The organism is Slackia equolifaciens (genome assembly GCF_003725995.1).
Classification (GTDB): domain Bacteria; phylum Actinomycetota; class Coriobacteriia; order Coriobacteriales; family Eggerthellaceae; genus Slackia; species Slackia equolifaciens.
The window spans coordinates 18,614-40,641 of sequence record NZ_QIBX01000005.1 but is presented as its reverse complement, the minus strand read 5'-3'; the positions used below and the strand labels follow the sequence as shown (position 1 = coordinate 40,641).

Here is a 22,028-nt window from a genome sequence, read left to right as displayed (position 1 = left end):
CCCCGCGCTCGAAAGCCCGCGGATGGCGCAGGCGTATCGGCTGAGCAGGCGTTGCCGCCTATCCGCGAGGATGAGCGCGCCGGCGGGCCTCTTTGAGGTGCGCGACGGACAGATGCGTATACACCTGCGTGGTGGAAAGGCTCGCATGACCCAGAAGCTCCTGCACGCTGCGCAGGTCGGCGCCGCCCTCCACGAGGTCAGTCGCGAAGGAGTGGCGCATGTCGTGCGGAGTGTATGCCTCGTCGATTCCGGCCATGACGAGGCTCCTCTTGAACACGCGTCGCATGGAGTCGGTACTCATCTTGGCCCCGCGGGACGATACGAAAAAATAGGGGCATTCCGCACCGGAGAGCAGTGAGGGGCGCGCTTTTATCGCGTACGTCTCCATCGCCTCGACCGCCGCATCATGCAGAGGAACGATGCGCTCCTTGCCGCCCTTGCCGAAGATCTTCGCCAGGCGCGACTCGAAGGACACATCGCGCACGAGCAGGCCAGAAGCCTCAGAAACGCGAGCTCCGCACGCGTAGAGAAACTCGAGCAGCGCGCGATTGCGCATGCCGGTCGGCGTGGCGTCGCCCTCCCACGCCGAGAGCAGCGCGTCCATCTGCGCTGCGGGGATGGCATGGGGCAGGCTCTTTGCCGTCTTGGGCCCCGAAAGCGCACTCACCGGATCGCTTTCCGCATACCCGTGAACGATCAGCCAGCGAAAGAACGTGCGCAGGGCCGAAAGCCTTCGATTCACGGTGCGACGCGAATACTGCGCGCGATCGAGGTTGGCGAGGTACATGCGCACGTGACGATGGCTCGCGGCGAGCGGAGAAACGCCGCAGCGCGCCGCCCAACGCCCGAAATCCGCAAGGTCGATACGATAGTTGCGCGCGGTATGGGAGGAGAGGTTGCGCTCCTGCACAAGCGACGTGCAGAAGGCGTCGACGAGCGCCTCGTACGCAGCGTCGATGGTCGCGCCCCTAGGCAGCTCGCCGGCAGCTCCCTCCGACGCGCTCCCTCGGCTGAGCTCGCCTGCATCCCCCTTCGCTCGACCCTCGGACACGACAACCTCCTACAGGATTCCCCGTACGCGCAGATCGGCTACATAGCCCTCCATGGCGGCAAATCCTCGCGCGGCATAGGCGGCATAGCGCTGCTGCTTGTTGCGAACGCGTTCGGGCAGCGGCGGCATGATGCCGAAGTTCACATGCATGGGCTGATAGCCCTGGGTGGCGGGGTCGGTCGCGTAGTCAAGAAGCGCGCCGAATGCCGTCTCACGCGGCAGACGCGGCAATTCGCGCGCGGTCAGGCGAGCGAATGCGTTCAGCGCGGCCACGAGCCCCGACATGATCGCCTCGCAATATCCCTCTGTTCCCGAAAGCTGGCCGGCAATGTACACGTCGTGTCCCGCGCATCTCTCGGGCGCCAAGCGCATATCGCGCCCAAGAAGACGCGGCGCATCGATGAACGTGTTGCGATGCATCACGCCATAGCGGGCGAACTCCGCGTTCTCAAGGCCGGGAATCATGCGGAACACACGCCGCTGCTCGGGAAACGTCAGATTAGTCTGAAAGCCCACCAGGTTGTACGCGGTCCGCTCCGCGTTCTCGGCGCGCAGCTGAACAGCCGCCCACGGCCTGCGCCCGGTCGCAGGGTCAACCAGCCCCACAGGTTTGCACGTTCCGAAGCGCGGAGCGTCGTGCCCCTTGCGGGCGATCTCTTCTATAGGCTGGCAGGCCTGGAATAGGTCCTTCGTCTCGAAATCCTTCGCAATAACGCGCTGGGCCGCCAAGAGCTCCTCGATGAAAGCATCGTAGGACTCCTTGGAAAACGGCGCGTTCAGGTAATCGCCCGGTGCGTCCTGCTCATAGCGCGACTGCCGAAACAGCACGTCCATGTCGAGCGAATCGGCCGCGACGATAGGAGCGGCGGCGTCGAAGAACGCCAAGCTCTCCTCCCCCGTCGTGCGAGCAAGCCAGGCAGCGAGCGCATCGGATGTAAGAGGCCCCGAGGCGATGATCGTGGCGTCCGCCTCGTACGCGAACGGATCGGTCACCTCCTCCACGCGATAATCGATGAGCTCGTTTCCACGCACAAGCTCCGTCACGCGCCGGGAGAACCCGTCGCGGTCGACCGCCAACGCGCCCCCGGCATCGACCTTGTTCTCCCACGCCGCGTCGATCAGCCTGGACCCCAATGAGGAGAGTTCGGCTTTGAGCATGCCCGCCGCGCTTTCGGGCTTGGTGCTTTTGAACGAGTTCGAGCACACAAGCTCGGCGCACTCGTCCGTATGATGCACAGGCGTCGATGTGGCAGGGCGCATCTCCATCAGACGCACCCGCACGCCGCGCGAGGCGAGCTGCAGCGCCGCTTCGCTGCCGGCCAGGCCGGCTCCGATGATGTTCACAGTCTTTTCCATGCGCGAAAGCTTACCACACGCACCCCGGCGCGCGCCGCCTCGCACAGGTGCGCCCCACATACCGCCACGCGACCTCCAGAATGCCGTTCGGATCGCACGCCACCATGCGACACCCGGAATCTCATTCGCCTTGTATACCTCCACATGACCTACAGGGTGTCGCTCGGCTTGCTCACCTTCACGCGACATCCAACATGCCGCGTGGCACACGTCCTGTAGCGCATTCCCGCGCGCCGCAAGCATCCGATTGCGAAAGAGACCGCGTTTTTTGGACAAATCGACAGGTTAGCCGAGCGCGAAAGCGTCATCAAACACCTCTCAGAAAGTTGCACCAGGGTTCTTCCTGGTGCAACGCCGCGGCACAACGATGAGAACAGGGCTGGACGGCATCATTAGGCCCGATCCCGATGCTAATCCGCCGAAAAACCCTGTTCCGTTCCCGGCCAGCCTGAAAACTTGTCCAAAAATTAAAGGTTCGTCCGTTTTGCCCCACGCCCAAGAGGCTTAGCGTCCGCAAAACGCAGGATCAATCCCTACGCCTTTACCCCCCACGCCCCTAGGGGGCTTAACACCCGACGTAGCAAAAGGGCCAAGCCCCGGCTATGCCCCACGGCCAAAGGGGCTTAGCACCTGAGGAAACGGGGGCGAGCCCCGTTTTGTCCCACGTCCCTAAGAAGGCTTAGGCGCGAGTCGGTCGCATCTTCGTCACCCCGAAACGCCCGTCGGGGAACCGTTCGATGACGCCCTCGCCCTCAAGCCGCACGATGCGCGTCATCAGCCTGCTTATGGCAGCCACGCGATCCTCTTCGTCGTCGGCAAACATTTCCACCATCTGCTCCAGACGAAGCGGATCGGCCGCCAACGCAGCAAGCATGGGGTCGTCGTGCTCCTGCGGCATTTCGAAAGCGAGCTGGCCCGTGCGCGTCTCGGGAAACAGCCTGTCCAGCAGCTCCGAAAACGACGCCTCGTCCACCACGGGATACGCCCCTTGCGAGATGAGCGCGTTCGCCCCGCGCGATGTAGGGGAGAAAATGGAGCCCGGCACAGCGAGCACGTCGCGATTGGCGGCAAGCGCCTCGTCGGCGGTCGAGAACGTGCCGCTGGGAAGCCCCGCCTCCACGATGAGCGTTGCGCGCCCCAGGCCCGCTATCAGCCTGTTCCGCTCGCGAAACGTGTAGCCCACCGGAGGGAAATCCCACGGATGCTCCGACACCACCGCGCCGCCCGCATCCACGATGCGCTGGAACAGGCCGACGTTACGCACGGGATACGGCCGATTGCAGCCTCCCCCGAGAAACGCCACCGTTTTGCCGCCAGCCGAAAGAGCGGCCTCATGGGCGCATGAATCGCAGCCCAAAGCCCCGCCGGATATCACCGTAATTCCACGCTTTGCCGCCATCCCGGCAAAGAGCTTCGCAGCGTTCCTGCCGTAAGGCGTCGCCCGTCTGGCGCCCACCACCGAAAGCCCTTCCGTGAGAGCGTCGAGATCGCCCACGCCATAGAGCGTATCGGGCGGGCGTGGTATCGCCTCCAAGGCCGCGGGATACCCCTCCGACCCTCGCGCTATCTCCCATCGTGCGCCGCGCACGCCCGCATGCGGCCTCTCGCCCATAACGCCGTCAACTCCCTTCGACACCGCTCCTTCGATTCGTGCTGCATAGGTTTGCCCCCTGATCTGCGCCATTCGCTCGCAAAGTTCGCCGCAGACGCGGCAGAGCGCCTTCGGCCGCACGCAAGCCCGCGCTCCAGGCCCACCGGACCCATCGAATGCGCCGGAGCTTTCGCAGAAGCGGAGATCCGCCGCGCTCCAGGCCCACCGAGCCTACCTTCTCAGACGCAGCCCCATAGCCTCGAGCACATGCTCCTCGTGCACCTCTTTGCATTGAGCCATGTCGGCTATGGTTCTAGCGAGCGAAAGCACGCGCGTGATCCCTCTCCCCGAAAGCAGAGCATCGCGGGCCAACGCCTCGAACAATCGCCCCGTTGATGCGCTCATGCGACAGCATGCGAGAAGCGCCTCGGCGTCGTCGCGCTCCGAATCGCCCAGAACGTCGCGCCGCCACGAGGCGAACTCCCGCGCCGATCGCACGCCTTCGAACAGCTCGCGCGAGGACGTCTGCGGCGCCGCATCGCGAATGATGTCAGAGGGGTCTGTGCGCCATACGTCCACATGGATGTCGATACGGTCGAGCAGGGGGCCGCCGATGCGCGCCTGGTAGCGCTGCACCTGCGTCGCCGAGCACGTGCACTCTCGCGAAGGGTCGCCGTAATAGCCGCACGGGCACGGATTCGCCGCCGCTACGAGCATGAACTTGGCCGGAAGCTCGACCGAGCCGTCGGCGCGCGTAATCAGAATCCTGCCCTGCTCCATAGGCTGGCGCAGCGCCTGCAGCGTGCTCGAGCTGAACTCCGGCAGCTCGTCAAGAAACAGCACCCCGTGATGCGCGAGCGATATCTCGCCGGGACGCACAGGATTGCCTCCGCCCACGAGCCCCGCGGTGGTGGCGCTATGGTGAACCTTTCGAAACGGCCTCACGCCGGAAAGGATCGATTCGACGGGCTCGCCCACGGTCGAATGGACCATGGCTGCTTCGATACGCTCGTCGTCATCGAGCGGCGGAAGGATGGACGGCAGCGCGCGAGCGAGCATCGTCTTGCCCGACCCCGGCGGCCCCATGAGAAGCACGCCGTGCTCGCCCGCTGCTGCAACCTGAAGCGCGCGCTTGGCCATGTCGTGGCCGCGCACCGAGGCGAAGTCGATTCCGGCTCCCTTCCGCTCGCCCTCGGCGATGCGCAGGCGCGCGAGGTTCATCGCACGCAGCTGTCCGAGCGCGTTCACGCACAGCTGATCGACCCCCTCGAGGTAGGCGCCGTCGGCCGCGTCCGCCGCCACCACAAGATCGAGTCCCTCTTTGCGCGCGCATTCCGCATATGGAAGCGTGCCGCGCACAGCCCGTACGCGCCCCTCGAGCGAGAGCTCGCCCACCATGAGATACCTGGCAAGCTTTTCTGCATCAGCCTGACCCGTGGCGCCTAGCAGCGCGGCGGCAATGGGCAAATCGAATCCAGAGCCCGTCTTTCGAAGGGAGCTGGGCGCAAGGTTCACAACCACCTTATCCGCCGGCATCGTGAAGCCGCAGGCCCTGATGGCGGCGCGCACGCGCTCCTGTGACTCACGCACCGCCGCATCGGGCATGCCCACGATGGACATGCCTGGAAGGCCGTTGGACACCGAAACTTCCACATCCACAGGAACCGCGCGCACCCCCACGAGCGCTGCAGAGCGAAGGATGCATCGCCCCTGCATGCTAGTCGCCCGTTGCAAAGGCGTTGACCAGGTGCCGTGCGAGAGCTCGCCTACGCGGCAGAGCGAGCACCCCGATGACATCGAAACGCACGCGCGCGCCCGGCCCATCGTACTGACTCAGGAAAAATCCGGCGATACGCTCGTATCTCGCACGCTTTTGCGCCGTAACCGCCTCTTCGGGAAGCCCCCGCTCGATGCCGGCCCTGGTTTTGACCTCCACGAACACAATGCATCCGTCATCAAGCGCGATGATGTCGGCCTCGCCAGCGGGGCAGGTCCAGTTGCGCTCCAGTATCACGTAGCCCTTACGGCGCAGCAGCGCACACGCGGCCTCCTCGCCGCGACGGCCCAGCTGCTTGGGCGAAAGCGCCCGCGGGTCATCGTAGTCCTCCCCATCCGATTGCGCGTCCCGCTCATCCTCTTCGCAGGCAAAGGGGTCGAAGCCCAAAAACTCGCCCACATCGCACATCCCAATGAACTCGCCTTCGCAACCGCCCAAAATGAAAGGCCCGTCGGGCAGGACGCACTCCTCCTCATCGATTCCGCATTCGTCGAGGTCGCACACGTCGAGTTCGCCGCAGCAGACAGACCCCCTCTGCCGCTCGCATCGCACGGTCACCTCGACGGCAGACACCTGAGAAGGGCGCCCTTCGCAGGCTGCATGGCATGTAGGTCCGGTGTTTGTTCGCATGGAATCCCCTTTCTCTTTTCGCGACGCCGGGTCTTTCGCGCCGCGCTCGCGGCCAAGCGCACCCGGCCACGAATTCGCGTTCCGTGCCTACAAGCCTAGATTGCAAACCTTGCCAAACCCTTTCCCACGAATTCGCTTTTTGCCGCGCAGATTATGAGGTTTCTGGCCGACTACCATCTGAAACCTTGCGAAAACCGCCCCGGCATCCTTCCGGTTTAACGGAGCATCCCCTCTTGCCATGCGCAAAACCTTGCCGGACTCCCCTTCGAACCTTGCCCGTTTCTTGCTCGGCTCCCAAAATGAAAAAGCCGCGCAAGAGCACGGCTTTCCAACGGCTTTGAATGATGCTGCCCGTCAGAACAACGTTGCCTGGGTCCATGCGCGGCAAAACGTCTCTCGATGGATGGGGCATGTGCCCAACGCTTTGATGACTTCGATGTGGTCCGCGCTCGCATATCCCTTATTGTGGTCGAACCCATAGGCAGGCCACGTTTTTGCGTACTCGTCCATCAGGGCATCCCTTTCCACCTTCGCCACAATCGACGCTGCGGCAATGGACGCGCACTTGCTATCGCCCTTGACCACATTTCGCTCGCGGGGATCCAAATGAAGCGCGTTGCCATCCAGAAGCACCGCGTCGGCGCGTACGCCTTGCGCCTCAACCGCCGCAAGCGCGCGCGTGAAGGCGAGTCGCAGCGACGCCGCCATGCCACGCTCGTCTATTTCGGATGGCTCGACGTATTCTACCGCCCACGCAAGTGCGGTCTCCTTGATGGTCGCGGCAAGGGATTCGCGGCGCTGCGCGGTAAGCTGTTTCGAGTCGTTGAGGCCAAAAATGTGGGGTCGATCGGGCAAAACAACCGCCGCAACCGCCAGGGGCCCCGCAACCGGACCTCGCCCCACCTCGTCAAGGCCAACGACCACGCCCTCGGCAAGCTCCTGTTGGAAGGAATACATGCGCTCGGAACGCGCCGCCTCCGCATCTTGGGCATCCAGGCGCTTCCTTGCCGTAGCAAGCGCCTGGATAACGCCTTTTCGTTCGTCCGCCGCAAGCGCACGCGCAAGCGCCTCGTACTGATCGCGGTCGGCATGCTGGAGCTCCGCACGAATCTCAGCCAGCGTCTTACCCATGATAACCTCCGATACGAAAGAAAAAGGGGCCGCGAACTGCGACCCCTTTCATCACGCAGGAATGAAGCGCTAGTTGAACGCCTTCTCCTTGATCTTGGCAGCCTTGCCCACCTTGTTGCGCAGGTAGTACAGCTTGGCGCGACGAACCTTGCCCTCACGCGCGACCTCGATCTTGTCGATCTTGGGGGAATGCACGGGGAAGGTACGCTCAACACCCACGCCGAAGCTGATCTTGCGGACGGTGAACGTCTCGCGGGCGCCATGGCCGTGACGACGGATGACATCGCCCTGGAACACCTGAATACGCTCGCGATTGCCCTCGACGATGCGATAGTGAACCCTTACGGTGTCGCCCACGTTGAACGGAGTGACGTCCTTGATCTGCTGCTGCTCGATAGCGCGAATGATGTCCATGTTCGTTTCCTTCTGTTAGTCTTTCACAACGACTGAGCTGCCTAAACGCGATTTCAGGAGCGGCCTTGCGCGCGTGCGCGGGCATCGCAAGCAATGCCCCGATGAGCCGAACCTTTAAAGGCCCTGGACTGCCTGGCACCGCAACAGAGGTCGGATGGAAACGCCGCGTTCTCTGACGAGATGCCGCATGCTCCGACGTGAAACGGAACGCTTAAACAAGCCGACGCAGTAGTATATCAAAACAATCCCAGGTAACAAGGTATTTTTTCGCTATCACGGAAAAGTTACTTCGTTGTCTCGAGGACGTATTTATCTGGAATGGGATTCGGCATAAAGCCTCAACCTTTAACAAAAGAGGGCACATCAGAAGTTGAGACGCCCCCATTTAAGATGAACCAATCGTCTTCGACCGCCCGCGCGCACTGCCGCCCAGGCACCACCGTCTCATACACACGTCCTCGTCCGCAAGTTGGCGTCAGCCCAACCCTTAGTGTCGTGCACGAAACGCAGCATCACGATTGACACGGAATCTGTAGCGGATGCGGTATAAAAACAGCGTTATGTGCCAAGAATTCGAATGCCCGGTATAAAAAACGCGTTATATGTATGTCGAATCCCGATCGAGAGCATTCAATGAACGCCTTTTCACAAGACTTCATTAAATGTCATTCGAGAAACCCCAGCTCAATAAGCTACACACGACAGAGAATCAACTCGATGCATACGATTCGCCCCACCTGCATCCACATATAGCGCGATTTTTATACCGGACATGCTGAAAGTTAGCAAATAACGCCATTTTTATACCGGACGAGAACGACACTGATGACGAATTATGTGCCAACAAGACGATTTCTAAAGTTATCGAGGATAATCCGGCCCAGAGATTAGATTCCCGTAGAGCGCGAGGCTGACCCACTTAGCGGAAGAACTTAAGGCAGGAAGCGAAACCGACCAAAAACTAGGTCAACACCGAGATGGGTATCGACCTGGCTCAGATTATTATCAGCATGCTGCAGCAGATTGCGAATGCTACTTCTGCTGCGGAGGCTCAGGCTGCTGGGGCGTCGCAGAGGCTTGCGGCTGCTGCGGGATTGTGGGCTGAACGGGAGCGCTTGCCGGCTGGGCGTAAGCCTGCGTAGGCTCCTGAGGCATAACGGGCTGAGAAGCACCGGACGCCATGCCTCCCTGCTGCGGCGCATAGCCGACAGCGGGCTGTTGAACGTACCCTTGGGGAGCGGCCGCGCCATAGGCCGGCTGAGCATACGCGACAGGATTCTGCGCTGCCTTCTTCAAGCGGTTCGAATACACCGCATTCACGATAAGGAGGACGCAAGATACCACGCGGCCCATCAAAATGGAGCAGATGGCGCCCGCAATGGACCAGCCAAAAACCTTGCCCACCTTTTGCGGGTTGCGGCAGTTGCGCACACCAACGATACCGGCGATCAGCGAAATAACGCACAGCACCAGACCGACGCCAGAAAACGCGCTAATGAACCCGAATACTGCGGACACAAACGCAGAAGTCTCCTCGGGGGTCATGTCGTATTGAGCGTCGATACCGTTCGTGGCACCCAGCTCATCGCGATATTCGACATATCCGTCGAAGTTCGACGGGTCGCTCGCCACCGCGCCCAGGCCGGCCGAAAGCGCTATCACCGCAACGCAGCCAAGAATAGCAAGCACGGAAAGAACAATGGAGGCGATACTCACCCCGCGCACAACGCTGATGTCGGATTCTTGCATGGCGAAACCTTTCTCTTGGAAACCTGCGCCCATTCTAACGCGCCATACCGCAGCCGCCATAAGGCCGCCGCCAATCGAAACGCCGCGTTCACCAAGGCGTTACCCCGGCGTTTCCTTCATGTGCGCAGACGGTCGTCTATCGAATGCCCGGCAGACCGAAACCGGCAAGCATCTCTCGCTCGCGCGCCTCCATCTCCTCGGCCTCCTCGTCGGAATGCACGTGGTCCCAGCCGCACAGATGCAAAAGCCCGTGCACCAACAGCACGTAAAGCTCCTGCTGCGGCGTGGTGCCGAACTGCGCGGTCTGCTCGCGCGCCACGTCAGACGCGATTACGATGTCGCCCAGCAAAAACGGTTCGTCATCGGGAACCCCGGCGTCTTCGTAGGCCGTATCGGAGTCGAAATCGTCGTCATAGCCGTCGCATTCGAACGAAAGCACGTCGGTGGGGCGGTCGATGCCGCGGAACTCCTTGTTCAGGCGATGGACTTCCTCGTTGGTGGTAAGCGTGATGGACACCTCGGTGTTCTCAGGCTGACCCTCCCGTTCGAGCACGTAGCGAGCGATGCCCTCGATGTCTACGCCCTCGGCGATATCGGCGCCGTGCTCGATCTCAATCGCAATATTCACTATTCCTCGCTTCCCTTCGCTCCCATGCCGCCGCATTCGTAGAGAACAAGCGCCGGCGCCACCACGCCCGCCGTCTCGGTGCGCAGAATCGTCGGCCCGAGCGTTACCGGCCATGAGCGTGGCCCCGACGTGAGAATATCCACTTCGTCGGCAGAAAGGCCGCCTTCCGGCCCCACCACAACGGCGATGCGCGCGTCGCGCCTGTCGCCCATAGCGCACTCGGCCATGCCGCGCGCGATGGCATCCGCGATGGTGGAGGTGGCGGGGCACTCCTCCCAGCACACGAGCACGCAGGTCGCACCCGAAAGCGCTTCGGCGACTTGCTTCACGCTCATGGGTTCGCCCACCTCCGGCACCGTAAGGCGCCCGCTTTGCATGGCTGCCGATTTCGCGATGGCCCGCCAGCGCGCCACGCGCGAGGCCGCCTTTTTCTCATCGAGCCTCACCACGCAGCGCGAGCTCGCCATGGGAATGAACGCTGCTACGCCCACCTCGGTGGCGTGTCGAATCACGTCGTCCATCTTCTCGCCCTTGGCGATGCCCTGGACCAAGATAACGTCAGGCCCCGTCTGCTCCATGTCGAGCCGCTGCGAGATGCGCGCCCTGATATCGCCGCCTTCGACCTGCACGATCTCGCATTCGAAATAGTCACGCGCGGCGTCCACCACGCTCACGTGCTCGCCCGCGGCAAGACGCAGAACTTTGGCATGCTTGCGGTCATCCGCAGAAAGGCGCAGAGGAAACACCTCGTCCGCCTCATCGGCCAACACCTGATCGTCCAGAAAGAAATGATGGAGCGACATACGCCCTCGCTTTCATCGCTTTGCCGCTTTGGCGGCAAATCACACCCGACGCATTGGAAAACGGCAGAACGCGAACCCGATCAGGAGACACCTGCCAGTTTCAGCAACGCCGGAACATATACAATCCCAGCCACGACGATGCTCGCACAGGCCGTGATAAGCGCCGCACCCGCCGCACAATCCTTCGCGCGCTTGGCCAGCGGATGAAGCCCGGGCGACGCAAGGTCAACCACGGCCTCAAGCGCGGTGTTCATCGTTTCCATAGCGAGCTGCACGCCAATGCACACCGCGACCGCGGCCCAGCCCCACAGCGGGACCTGCAGCAATGCGCACAGCGCGAACGCGAGCACGGCTGCAACGCAATCCACCTTGAAATTGCGCTCCCCCGACGCCGACTTGACGCCCTGTGCAGCGTAGCCGAAGGATTTGAACAGCGAATTCCCGCTTTTCATGTCCTGCCCGGTTCTGGGACGGAGCCCCTCCGTAGCCGCATCGCCCATATCTGCGCTGCGGTGCGTTGCGGTGTCTTTCGGCTCGCCGCTCATAGCACGACCTCCACCATGTCGCCCGTCGTGGCACCCGCAGGCACCGAAACCGTATGATAGCTTTCCGTTGTGGCAACGCCATCGGATTCAACGAGCGCAAGCTCGCATGTTCCGGCACGCCTCGCGCGGTCGGCCGAGCGAAGATCGGCGCCCACGGCCTCCAGACGTTTGGCGCGATCGGCCTTCACCTCGGGCGCCACCTGATCGGTGCGACGCGCGGCGGGCGTGCCCTCGCGCTTGGAGTACCGGAAGATATGCATCTTGGAGAACCGGCACGCACGCGCCATGTCCTCGGTGGCGCGGTAATCCTCTTCCGTCTCGCCGGGAAAGCCCACGATCACGTCGGTCGAAAGCGAGAGCATCGGCATGGCATCGTACAACCTGTCCACCAGATCCTTGAATTGTTCGGCCCTGTACGGACGCGCCATCTCGCGCAGCACCTTGGTCGAACCCGATTGGAGCGGCAGGTGCAAATGGCGGCAGATGCGCCCCTGAGCCGCGGCCATGAGCGCAATCAGATCGTCGTCCACGTCGCGCGGCTCGATGGATGAAACGCGGAACCGCACGCCCACACCCGTCGCGTCAAGCAGAAGGCGCAGCAAGTCGGCGAGACCCATCCCGTCGTAGGAATACGATCCCAGGTTGATGCCCGTAAGCACGATCTCCCGCGCCCCGGCCTCGGCCGTGCGGCGCACCTCTTCGACGATTTCTTCGGCAGGACGCGACCAGGCGCGGCCGCGTGCCACATGCACGATGCAGTACGTGCACGCATTGTTGCAGCCATCCTGCACCTTCACGCCGACGCGCGTGGGAAACTCCTCGCCAACATGCACGTGCTCGACGCCCGCACCCCAACGGTCATGCCCATGCGATTCGAGACCCGCGTCACTGGCGAGCATCGCATGCACCGCAAGCTTGGGGACCACTTGAACGCGCTCGCCCATCGCCGTATAGGTTTCGGGGTCTATAGCGGCCGCGCATCCCGTCACGAGCACGCGGGCACGATCGTTGGACCGCAGAGCCTGGCGCACGGCCTTGCGCGTCTTCTTCTCGGCCTCGCCGGTCACGGTGCACGTGTTGACGATGATCAAATCGGCGGCCGCAGCATCCACCGCTTGCGCGCCTTGCGAAAGCAGCGTGGCTGCAAAGTCATCGCTCTCAACGCGATTGACCTTGCAGCCCAAATTGACTACATGGAATTTCATGTTAGTTGAACGCATCGCGCAGCTTTTGCAGAGGAGAACGGGGCGCGGCAACCTCTTCGCCGAACTCCTTTGCCACCTTCTCCAAAAGCTCTCGCTGCTTCTTGGTAACGCGCTTGGGAATGAGAACGTTGATGTGCACGTACATGTCTCCGCGCGAATCGGCGTTCAGGCGCGGCATGCCCATGCCCTTCACGCGCACCACCTGCTCGTTCTGGCATCCCTCGGGAATACGCACCTGCACCTTCTCATCCTCGAAAATGCCGTCGATTTCGATTTCAGCGCCGAGCGTTGCCTGAATGAAGCTGATGTTCGCGCGCGCATGCAGGTTGTCGCCTTCGCGCTCGAAGAACTCATGCGGCTGAATGCGGCACGTGACGATGAGGTCGCCCGCTTTGGCGCCGTGCATGCCCGCCTCGCCGAAGCCGCTCACGCGCAGCTGCTGGCCCTCGCGGATGCCTGCCGGAACTTCCACGGTCACATGCTGGCGGTCGGGGATGCGGCCCTGGCCCTCGCACTCCTCGCACGGGTGGTCGATGACCTTGCCGGTGCCGCCGCAGTTGCGGCACGTGCTGGCCGTTTGCATGTCGCCCAAGAACGTATGCTGAACGGTGAACACGCGGCCGCGGCCTCCGCACTCGGGGCAGTCGATTTCATGGCCGCCCTCGGCCATGCCGGTTCCGCCGCAGGTTTCGCAGGGCGCCAGACGGTCGTACACGATTTCCTTCTTGGCGCCCGCCGCGACCTCTTCAAGCGTCAGGCGCAGACCCACGCCCATGTCGCGACCCTCTTTGCGCACTGTGGCGCGACCGCCCGCTGCGCCGCCGAAGAAGCTGGAGAACAGATCCCCCATGCCGAAGCCGCCGCCGAACAGGTCCTCGAAGTCAACGTAAGGAGCACCGCCGCCCGCTGCGCCCGCCGCCCCGGGAATGGTGCCGAAACGGTCGTACTGGGCGCGCTTGGACGGATCGGAAAGCACGTCATATGCCTCATTGAGCTCCTTGAAGCGCTCCTCGGCATCCGGCGCTTTGTTCACGTCGGGGTGCAGCTCGCGCGCCTTGCGGCGAAACGCCTTCTTGATCTCGTCGTCGGTAGCGGTCTTGGCAACGCCGAGCACCGCATACAGATCTTTGGCCATCTTGGGGGACCTTTCTATCTTCTACAGATCGCGCAGCGCGCTTCGTGCGGCGCGAACGGCGCGAATAACCTTCGAATAATCCATGCGCGTGGGGCCGATAACGGCCACGATGCCCGGCGCGTCAGGAGGACCGTATTGCGCAGCCACCACCGAGACGCCGGAAAGCTGGCTTGCTCCGTTCTCGCTGCCTATGCGAACGCCCAATGGCTCGGCGCCCTCGGCGACGTCATCGAACAGATGCATGAGCACCGTGTCGTCTTCGAGCACCTGCAGCACCGGAAGAGCCGCCTCGGTCTGCTTGAACTCGGGCTTGCGCAAAAGCGAAGAGAGCCCCAACCTGTGGGCGCGCAGCGCATCCGCTTCCTCGAGACAAGCAATGAGTTCCTCGATGATCACGCGCGCGAGCGGACTCGAAAACGCCTCGTACGCACGACGCGCCGCCTCCTCCTTGCGAATCTCGTTCACCGAATGGCCGGCAAGGAGCGCATTGAGCGAATTCTGAATTCGCGCCAGGTCCTCGGTGCTCACTGGCTCAACGAACTCGACGGAGCGATTGAGTACCTGCCCTTCCTCGGTCACCACCACCATGAGTATGCGGTAGTCGGAAAACGACACCAATGACACCTGCTTGACCGACGAGCCCAGAAGCGAGGGCGCCGCCACCACCGAAAGGCAGTCGGTAAGGCGAGCGAGCGCCGCCGAGGTCTGCTCCATGAGCTCATCGACGCGAGTGGCGGCGTCGCGCACGTCGTCGAAGGTGGAATCAGAGGCCTCGTCGCCGTATTCCTGCGCAAGCAAATCGTCCACGAACGCACGGTAGCCGGCATCGGTGGGAATGCGACCCGCGGAGGTGTGCGGCGAGGTCAAATAGCCCTCGTCTTCAAGCACGGAAAGCTCGTTGCGCACCGTCGCGGGAGACACCCCCAGGCGATAGCGATCAACCAACGTGCGCGAGCCCACAGGCTGCGCATTGGCAACATACTCCTCGATGAGCGCCTGGAGCACCCTCTGTCGACGATCGGATAGCACCGAATTACGGCCTTTCTGCGTACGAAGCCCCGCACTTAGGGCTTTATCCCTTGCGCGGGGTCATGGATTCTTAAACGTAGAGATTCTAGCAGCCCCGGGCGCAGAGTGCTAACGATATCGTGAATTGTCACGCTACCGTCACGCATCCGTCAACGAACGAAGGCATCCTCCGCCTCAAAGCGATACGCATCCTCCAGCAGACGGTCAAGCACGGCATTGAAATCATCCAGGGTCACACACTGGTTGAGCTCGCCCCGCGCGCGAGCGGCTCCGGGGATGCCGTGAAGGTACCACATCACGTGCTTGCGCATGTACACGATGTGGTTGCCCATTCGCTCGGAAAGCATGGCGGCGTGACGGCGCGCCATACGCACGCGCGTCTCGACGCTGGGAGCCGCCGGCTCAGGCGCACCCGCAAGCGCAGCTTTGGCCTGCTCGAATATCCAGGGATTGCCCTGAGCCGCACGGCCGATCATCACCGCGTCGCAGCCCGTCTGACGCACGAGCGCAACAGCGTCTTGGCCGCATTTCACGTCTCCGTTGCCGATCACAGGCACGCTCACCGCACGCTTCACGCGGGCGATCACGTCCCAATCGGCCTCGCCCGAATAGAACTGCGCAGCCGTACGCCCGTGCACGGTGACCGCTGCCGCACCCGCACCCTCCATCATGCGGGCGAATTCCACGGCGATATCCTCCCCCGCCGCGTATCCTTTGCGGAATTTGACCGTGACCGGGTGCTCAACCGCACGCGCCACCTGCTCGACGATCGAGCGCGCCACATCGGGCGTGGTCATAAGCGCGCAGCCGTCGCCCTTCTTCACGATTTTGCGGGCCGGGCAGCCCATGTTGATGTCGATATACGCCAGCGCCTCCCCCATCTCCTGCTCGATCCAGGCGGCCTCGCGCGCCATGGTATCGGGCTCGTGGCCGAAAAGCTGCACCGCAACCACGCGCTCGCCCTGCGCGCGATCGAGCAGATGCCGCGTTTTCTCGTTGGCGAACGAAAGCGCCTTGGAGGAAACCATCTCGGTATAGGTAAGATCGGCGCCGCACTCCAAGCAAAGCGCCCGAAACGCGATATCGTTCACCCCGGCCATGGGGGCAAGCAACACAGGCACGTCTAGGGGACGGGAAGGAAACGTAACCCCAAAAGGCGCAGGCGGAGTCACGTGCGGCTCAGCCAGAGCGCGGAGAGGGGGCTCCGCGCGCAGTTCCGCACGAACCGAACATGCCGTTTCCGGCATGTTCGCGCGAGCAGGACTGTTTGAGCACGGAGCCTCCTCTCCACGCGAGCCCTGGGATGAGAGCAATTTACGGAGCCAGTTCGAAGATTCTTCCATATAACTCATTTCCTAACAGCCAGCCGCCCAACGTTGGCATATAGCGGCCGTTCTCGCGCTTTACCAGATTGTCGCGTACCAGCCCGCGGAACACATCTAGCACGCCGGGCAAAAGAAGCGCCGCCTTGCGCACTTCCTCCTCGGATACACCTGCACACATGCGCATCTTCATCATCAGGTCCTCTGCGCACATCTGGCGGCGATTCAAATCGTCCACCACCTCGCCGTCCTGAACGCGCATCCGGCGGCTCTCGTTCTGCGTCATGGTAACGGCCGACGCGCCAAGGCCCAGATACGGCACTCCGGTCCAATACGCCTTGTTGTGGCGGCATTCGTAGCCATCCTTGGCGTAGCTCGCCACCTCGTAGCGATGGAAGCCCGCCTCTCCCAGTACGTTGGGCGCCATGCCCATCATCAGGGCCTCATGCTCCTCGTTCACGTCTTCCAGCTCGCCGGAATCCACCATGCGACGGAAGGGCGTATGGTCCTCGATGGTAAGCGGATACACGCTCACGTGCGTGACGCCCAGATCGACGGCTTTCCGCAAATCGGCCAGAAACATATCGGGCGTCTGGCCGGGAATGCCGCACATCAGATCGATCGACACGTTCTCGAAGCGCTCAAGCGCCGCGCGCACCGCAGCCTCGGCACGGGCGGAGTCATGGATGCGATCGAGCGTCTTCAGCAAGCCGTCGTCAAAGCTCTGCACGCCAATAGACAGCCGGTTCACCCCAAGCGCGTACACGTCGCGAATAAGTTCGGGCGTGAGCGACTCCGGGTTGGCCTCCATAGAACACTCAACCTCAGGCGTGAGGTTCATGGAAACGCCGAGGGCGTACAGAAGCGAGCTCAAGCGCTTCTGGCCCACGTAGCTCGGCGTTCCGCCGCCGATGTACACCGTTTCTATGGCAGCAAGCTCCCCTTCTTTCGCCTTGCGACGAACATCCATGATGAGGCCGTCCATGTACTCATCGATTGCCGGGCTGTCAGAAGCGATCGCCTGCGTCGCGAAATCGCAATAGGCGCAGCGGTGTTTGCAAAACGGCAGATGGATATAGAGCGCCTTATACGGATCGTGCGGCATGCGCCCTCCTTCCTTACGCAAAAGCGGGCGCGTCGAGCCGCACCCGCCATTCCGTTTGTCAGCCGATGGAGCCCATTCCCAAAAGAATCCAGCCGCCCACGGCAAACATGACAATGACCAGCACGATGACAACGAAGCATCCCACGGCTACCGCCGCCTTGGACCCGCCGCCCATGTGCGCACGCTCGCGCTCGGCGGCAGCCTTCTTCTCATCGAACGGATCGTTCAGCCAATCGTAATCGTCGTTTCTCGCCATGTTATTCGTCCACCTTCAGAATGGCCATAAACGCCTCCTGCGGCACCTCTACGTTGCCGATGGCCTTCATGCGCTTCTTGCCCGCCTTTTGCTTTTCAAGCAGCTTACGCTTGCGGCTGATGTCGCCGCCGTAGCACTTGGCAAGCACGTCTTTGCGCTTGGCGCGAACGGTCTGACGTGCCAGCACGCGACCGCCCACCGCCGCCTGGATAGGCACCTCGAACATCTGCTGCGGGATGATGCCCTTGAGCTTCTCGCACAGCACGCGGCCTCGGTCGTACGCCTTGTCCTTGTGCACGATGAAGGAGAGCGCGTCCACCGGCTTGCCGGATAGGAGGATGTCGAGCTTCTGCAACGCGCCGGGCTTGTAGCCATCGAATTCGTAATCAAGGCTCGCATAGCCCTTGGTGCGGCTCTTGAGCTGGTCGAAATAATCCAGGATGAGCTCAGACGATGGGATTTCCCAGATCTGCTCCACCGTGGTGGTGGAGAGGTAGTTCATCGTCTTGAACGTGCCGCGGTGCGACACGGTAAGGTCCATCACCGCACCCACGTAATCGGGCGGAATCATGATGGTGGCCTTCAGGTACGGCTCCTCGATGTGGTCGATTTTGGAGGGGTCGGGCATGTCCTGGGGAGAATGAAGGCTGATCATCTCGCCGTTGGTCATGAACACGTGATATTCCACGCTGGGGGCTGTGGCGATGAGGTCAAGGCCGAACTCGCGCTCCAATCGCTCCTTGATGACCTCCATATGGAGCAGGCCCAGAAATCCCACGCGGAATCCGAAGCCCAGAGCGTGGCTGGTCTCGGGCTCCCAAATGAGCGCCGGGTCGTTGAGCGAAAGCTTCTCGAGCGCCTCTTTGAGATCCTCGTACTGGTCGCTATCAATGGGGAAAAGACCTGTGTATACCATGGGCTTTGCCTCGCGGTAGCCCGGAAGAGGCTCGCTCACGCCGCCCTTGGCGCTGGTGATGGTGTCGCCCACGCGCACCTGCGAAACGTCCTTGAGGCCCGTGACGAGGTAGCCCACCTCGCCCACGGAAAGCTCCGGAAGCGCGATTTCGGCGGGGTGACGCGCGCCCACCTCTTCTACCAGAATCTCGGTGCCAGCATTTACCAGACGCACCTCATCGCCCTTTTTGATGGAGCCGTCCACCACGCGCACGAGCGCCACCACACCGCGGTACGGGTCGAAATACGAGTCGAAGATGAGTGCACGCAGCGGGGCGCTCGCATCGCCTTCGGGAGCGGGCACCATGTTCACCACGGCCTCGAGCAGGTCGGGCACGCCCTCCCCCGTCTTGCCGCTTGCCAGGATGGCGTCATCGGCCAGAATCGCCAGGCCGTCTTCGATCTCGCCCTTCACGCGCTCGGGGTCGGCGGAAGGCAGGTCGATCTTGTTGATGAGCGGGATGATTTCCAGGCTCGCGTTCATAGCCATCATGGCGTTTGCCACCGTCTGCGCCTCCACGCCCTGGGTGGCGTCCACCACCAGCACAGCGCCTTCGCACGCGGCCAGGCTGCGGCTCACCTCGTACGTGAAGTCCACATGCCCCGGCGTATCGATAAGGTTGAACTGATATTCGTGGCCGTCAGAGGCGGTGTACATCACGCGCACGGCCTGGCTTTTGATCGTGATGCCGCGTTCGCGCTCGATGTCCATCGAGTCCAGCAGCTGATCGGTCATATCGCGCTTAGCCACGGTGCCCGTGAGCTCAAGGATACGATCAGAGAGCGTCGATTTGCCGTGGTCGATATGCGCGATGATGCTGAAGTTGCGAATAAACTGGGGGTCGGTTGCCATGCAATGCCTTCTCTACCTATGTAAAAACCGTTATGTGTCAAACGTTTTCATTTTAAATGAGCAAGCGCTTCGCGGCGCGCACCATTGCGTCGCTGCACGGGTTTTTCGCACGGACGAAGCGAAAACGCACGCCCTACGGCTCGATATAGCTGTCGATGAGACGCTTGAGCACGTCGATGCCCGTGCCCTTTTCGGAAGAAACCGCCACCACGGGCACCTCCGGCCCCAGCTCAAGCTGCTTGCGCAGGGCGGCGGTGGAGCGCGACACCTGCGATTTGCTCAGTTTGTCAGCCTTGGTCTGCACGATGATGAACGGAAGCCCGGTTGTCTGGAGAAATCCCACCATCTGCACGTCGAGAGCGGTGGCGGGATGGCGTATGTCTATGAGCGACACGACCAGCGCAAAATCGCGATCCTGGTTGAAGTAGCCCTCGATCATCTCCGCCCAGCGAGCCTTCTCCGATTTGGACACCTGAGCGTATCCGTAGCCAGGCAGATCGACAAAATCGGCGGAATCGGCCTCAAAGAAGTTGATCGTGGATGTCTTGCCGGGCTTCGACGAGACCTTCGCCAGCTTCTTGCGATTAAAAAGCTTGTTCAGAAGCGATGACTTGCCGACATTCGAACGACCGGCAAACGACACCTCCGCGCGGCGCGAAGGGGGCAGCTGCTTAGACGTGCCGTACGCCGCCATGAATTTCACGTTATTGTAGTTCATGAATGCTCTCCTGAATGCGTAAGCGCCGAGGTCGAAAAGGACGAAGCTCAAGCCCGACCAAGCCCCTGCGCGTTTTTCTCTGCGCCATCCTACCCAATAGGCGCCGCCCGATTGTTCGTTTTCGCAGATATTCCTCCATATTCGCAAGATTTCCTTTGACTCGAGCGAGGCGGGCGCTTATAGTTATCCATCGCTGTGTGCAATGCGGGCCTGACCACATGCCCGTCGCGCTCCGCCCCCAGCTCTCGGCCGATACGGAGCGTACAGCGCACAGGTACGCGGCAAAAGCCGCAAGCGGTTGCCAAGACCCAACCGCGGCAATCGTTGGACACCCCACGTGTATGGAGGAAAGAACTGTGGCAAACATCAAGAGCCAGAAAAAGCGCATCCTGACCGCCGAGAAGGCCCGCCAGCGCAACCGCGCCTACAAGTCCGCCCTGAAGACCGCCGTGCGCCGCGTGCGCGAGGCCGTCGCCGAGAAGGACGGCGTGAAGGCCTACGTTGCCGCCCAGGAGGCGTGCCGCCTGCTGGACAAGGCCGCCGGTAAGGGCATCATCCACAAGAACCAGGCCGCCAACCGCAAGAGCGGCGTCATGCAGCTGGCCAACACCGTCGTGACCCCCGAGGATATCGCCAACGCCCCCAAGCGCGAGAAGCGCGTCCCCGAGGCGAAGGGTGGCACCAAGAAGGCCGCCCGCAAGGCTGAGAAGAAGGCCGCCTACGCTGCCGCCGACGCCGAGAAGGCCAAGCGCCGCGAGGAGACCCTGAAGCTGGAGAAGGCCGCCCATGAGCGCAAGGCCGCCGAGGCTGCCGCCGCTGAGGCCGAGGGCGAAGAGGCTGCTGAGTAGCAAGGCGCCGTCACGGCAGAAGCTCATATCTGAGCGAGACAAAGCCCGCGAGCAATCGCGGGCTTTTTTGTTGGTTCGACAAGGTTTCTAGCAGAACCCGAGCAAAAACCGGCAAGGTTTGGGCAAGGTTTTGAGGTAGGTTGATTAGAGGCCAATCATATTTCCGATCGAATTCGGACACAAACTTCGGCAATGTTTCGGCAAGGTTCATATGCCACCATAGTTGCACAAAAAAGCATGCGTGCATGCGGCGTGACTTGCTTACTCTTGACTGTTTGTATCCTGTAGGATACAGTATGGAGGTGCACATGTGGGATGCGGAGCTAACGCCAAGATTCAAAAAATGGATAAACGGGTTAAAAAATCGCCAATCGCGTTTTCGCATACTCGCCAAGATCCAGGAAATACGAATCGAGGAAACGCTGGTGGGAGACTGGAAACCCGTAGGCGACGGCGTCTACGAACTGCGCTTCCCATTCGGGCCGGGCTATCGCGTGTACTTCGCCATGTTCGAGAATAAACTGATAGTCCTGCTTGCGGGAGGAGACAAGACCACTCAGGCCCGAGATATCCGCGCCGCCAAACAATTGCTGCGCCAGCGAAAGGAGCATCGAGATGAAGACTGAACGCTTCGATATCGTCGATTTCCTTGATTCGGAAGAGGATATGGCTGCGTACCTGGATGCGATCATCGAGCTGAACAATCCCAAATTACTGCAGGCGGCTCTAGGAGACATAGCCCGCGCCAAAGGCATGAGCTCCATCTCAAGCGAAACGGGCCTCTCAAGAGAAAGCCTCTACAAATCGCTGTGCGAACAAGGTAACCCACGATTCGAAACCCTTGCCAAGGTACTTGATTCTTTGGGGCTGCGCTTCAGCATCGCACCGAAGCGCACCGCCTGAACACGAAGCAATCTTTAATGCGGGA

22 protein-coding genes are annotated in these 22,028 nt (G+C 61.9%); 3 read left to right on the top strand and 19 right to left on the bottom strand.

The window, feature by feature from the left end:
* Positions 1-58 precede the first annotated feature (58 nt).
* From DMP06_RS04325 to yihA, 19 genes are all read right to left on the bottom strand, one after another.
* The gene (locus DMP06_RS04325) at positions 59-1,051 is read right to left on the bottom strand and encodes a tyrosine recombinase XerC (RefSeq protein ID WP_245962373.1); all 993 of its coding nucleotides are present in this window, start codon (positions 1,049-1,051) and stop codon (positions 59-61) included.
* A 9-nt stretch (positions 1,052-1,060) separates the two neighbouring features.
* Positions 1,061-2,407: a methylenetetrahydrofolate--tRNA-(uracil(54)-C(5))-methyltransferase (FADH(2)-oxidizing) TrmFO gene (gene trmFO, locus DMP06_RS04320; protein WP_123208525.1), complete on the bottom strand. Its 1,347-nt coding sequence runs from the start codon at positions 2,405-2,407 to the stop codon at positions 1,061-1,063.
* Between the two features lie 679 nt (positions 2,408-3,086).
* Positions 3,087-4,019, bottom strand: coding sequence for a DNA-processing protein DprA (gene dprA, locus DMP06_RS04315; protein ID WP_123208524.1), 933 nt, complete (start codon positions 4,017-4,019; stop codon positions 3,087-3,089).
* Positions 4,020-4,229: 210 nt separating this feature from the next.
* Entirely contained in the window at positions 4,230-5,714 is a 1,485-nt protein-coding gene (locus tag DMP06_RS04310) for a YifB family Mg chelatase-like AAA ATPase (RefSeq protein ID WP_123208523.1), read from the bottom strand.
* 1 nt (position 5,715) lies between these two features.
* Positions 5,716-6,405 carry a YraN family protein gene (locus DMP06_RS04305; protein ID WP_245962371.1) on the bottom strand — a complete coding sequence of 230 codons (690 nt, stop codon included), beginning with the start codon at positions 6,403-6,405 and terminating at the stop codon, positions 5,716-5,718.
* A 354-nt stretch (positions 6,406-6,759) separates the two neighbouring features.
* On the bottom strand, positions 6,760-7,536 hold the full coding sequence (locus tag DMP06_RS04300) for a ribonuclease HII (protein ID WP_123208522.1): 777 nt from the start codon (positions 7,534-7,536) through the stop codon (positions 6,760-6,762).
* A gap of 69 nt (positions 7,537-7,605) precedes the next feature.
* On the bottom strand, positions 7,606-7,950 hold the full coding sequence (rplS, locus tag DMP06_RS04295; RefSeq protein WP_123208521.1) for a 50S ribosomal protein L19: 345 nt from the start codon (positions 7,948-7,950) through the stop codon (positions 7,606-7,608).
* A gap of 1,032 nt (positions 7,951-8,982) precedes the next feature.
* Positions 8,983-9,699 (bottom strand): hypothetical protein, encoded by a 717-nt coding sequence (locus DMP06_RS04290; RefSeq protein WP_123208520.1) that lies wholly within the window; start codon positions 9,697-9,699, stop codon positions 8,983-8,985.
* 136 nt (positions 9,700-9,835) lie between these two features.
* Positions 9,836-10,327: an rRNA maturation RNase YbeY gene (gene ybeY / locus DMP06_RS04285; protein WP_123208519.1), complete on the bottom strand. Its 492-nt coding sequence runs from the start codon at positions 10,325-10,327 to the stop codon at positions 9,836-9,838.
* Entirely contained in the window at positions 10,327-11,130 is an 804-nt protein-coding gene (locus DMP06_RS04280; protein ID WP_123208518.1) for an RsmE family RNA methyltransferase, read from the bottom strand. The genes ybeY and DMP06_RS04280 overlap by 1 nt, the downstream gene beginning before the upstream one ends.
* An 80-nt stretch (positions 11,131-11,210) precedes the next feature.
* A complete protein-coding gene (locus DMP06_RS04275) occupies positions 11,211-11,675 on the bottom strand; it encodes a diacylglycerol kinase family protein (protein ID WP_245962370.1) in 465 nt (154 codons plus the stop codon).
* Complete coding sequence (mtaB, locus tag DMP06_RS04270; RefSeq protein WP_123208517.1) at positions 11,672-12,895, bottom strand: tRNA (N(6)-L-threonylcarbamoyladenosine(37)-C(2))-methylthiotransferase MtaB; 1,224 nt, start codon at positions 12,893-12,895, stop codon at positions 11,672-11,674. The genes DMP06_RS04275 and mtaB overlap by 4 nt, the downstream gene beginning before the upstream one ends.
* Positions 12,882-14,015 carry a molecular chaperone DnaJ gene (dnaJ, locus tag DMP06_RS04265; RefSeq protein ID WP_123208516.1) on the bottom strand — a complete coding sequence of 378 codons (1,134 nt, stop codon included), beginning with the start codon at positions 14,013-14,015 and terminating at the stop codon, positions 12,882-12,884. The genes mtaB and dnaJ overlap by 14 nt, the downstream gene beginning before the upstream one ends.
* Before the next feature lie 21 nt (positions 14,016-14,036).
* Positions 14,037-15,044 (bottom strand): heat-inducible transcriptional repressor HrcA, encoded by a 1,008-nt coding sequence (gene hrcA / locus DMP06_RS04260; protein ID WP_123208515.1) that lies wholly within the window; start codon positions 15,042-15,044, stop codon positions 14,037-14,039.
* 149 nt (positions 15,045-15,193) lie between these two features.
* Entirely contained in the window at positions 15,194-16,165 is a 972-nt protein-coding gene (dusB, locus tag DMP06_RS04255) for a tRNA dihydrouridine synthase DusB (protein WP_274542717.1), read from the bottom strand.
* Positions 16,166-16,358: 193 nt separating this feature from the next.
* Positions 16,359-17,471 (bottom strand): radical SAM family heme chaperone HemW, encoded by a 1,113-nt coding sequence (hemW, locus tag DMP06_RS04250; RefSeq protein WP_123208513.1) that lies wholly within the window; start codon positions 17,469-17,471, stop codon positions 16,359-16,361.
* A gap of 58 nt (positions 17,472-17,529) precedes the next feature.
* Positions 17,530-17,727, bottom strand: a complete 198-nt coding sequence (locus DMP06_RS04245; protein WP_123208512.1) for a hypothetical protein — start codon at positions 17,725-17,727, stop codon at positions 17,530-17,532.
* Position 17,728: 1 nt separating this feature from the next.
* On the bottom strand, positions 17,729-19,534 hold the full coding sequence (gene lepA / locus DMP06_RS04240) for a translation elongation factor 4 (protein WP_123208511.1): 1,806 nt from the start codon (positions 19,532-19,534) through the stop codon (positions 17,729-17,731).
* Between the two features lie 133 nt (positions 19,535-19,667).
* Positions 19,668-20,252: a ribosome biogenesis GTP-binding protein YihA/YsxC gene (yihA, locus tag DMP06_RS04235; RefSeq protein ID WP_123208586.1), complete on the bottom strand. Its 585-nt coding sequence runs from the start codon at positions 20,250-20,252 to the stop codon at positions 19,668-19,670.
* Positions 20,253-20,608: 356 nt separating this feature from the next.
* Here yihA and rpsT point away from each other — a divergent pair, with 356 nt between their 5' ends.
* The 3 genes from rpsT (at position 20,609) to DMP06_RS04220 (ending at position 22,003) form a co-directional block, all read left to right on the top strand.
* On the top strand, positions 20,609-21,100 hold the full coding sequence (rpsT, locus tag DMP06_RS04230) for a 30S ribosomal protein S20 (RefSeq protein ID WP_123208510.1): 492 nt from the start codon (positions 20,609-20,611) through the stop codon (positions 21,098-21,100).
* Between the two features lie 308 nt (positions 21,101-21,408).
* The gene (locus DMP06_RS04225; protein ID WP_123208585.1) at positions 21,409-21,726 is read left to right on the top strand and encodes a type II toxin-antitoxin system RelE/ParE family toxin; all 318 of its coding nucleotides are present in this window, start codon (positions 21,409-21,411) and stop codon (positions 21,724-21,726) included.
* Positions 21,716-22,003: an addiction module antidote protein gene (locus DMP06_RS04220; protein ID WP_123208509.1), complete on the top strand. Its 288-nt coding sequence runs from the start codon at positions 21,716-21,718 to the stop codon at positions 22,001-22,003. Before DMP06_RS04225 ends, DMP06_RS04220 begins: the two co-directional genes overlap by 11 nt.
* The last annotated feature ends 25 nt before the right edge of the window (positions 22,004-22,028 follow it).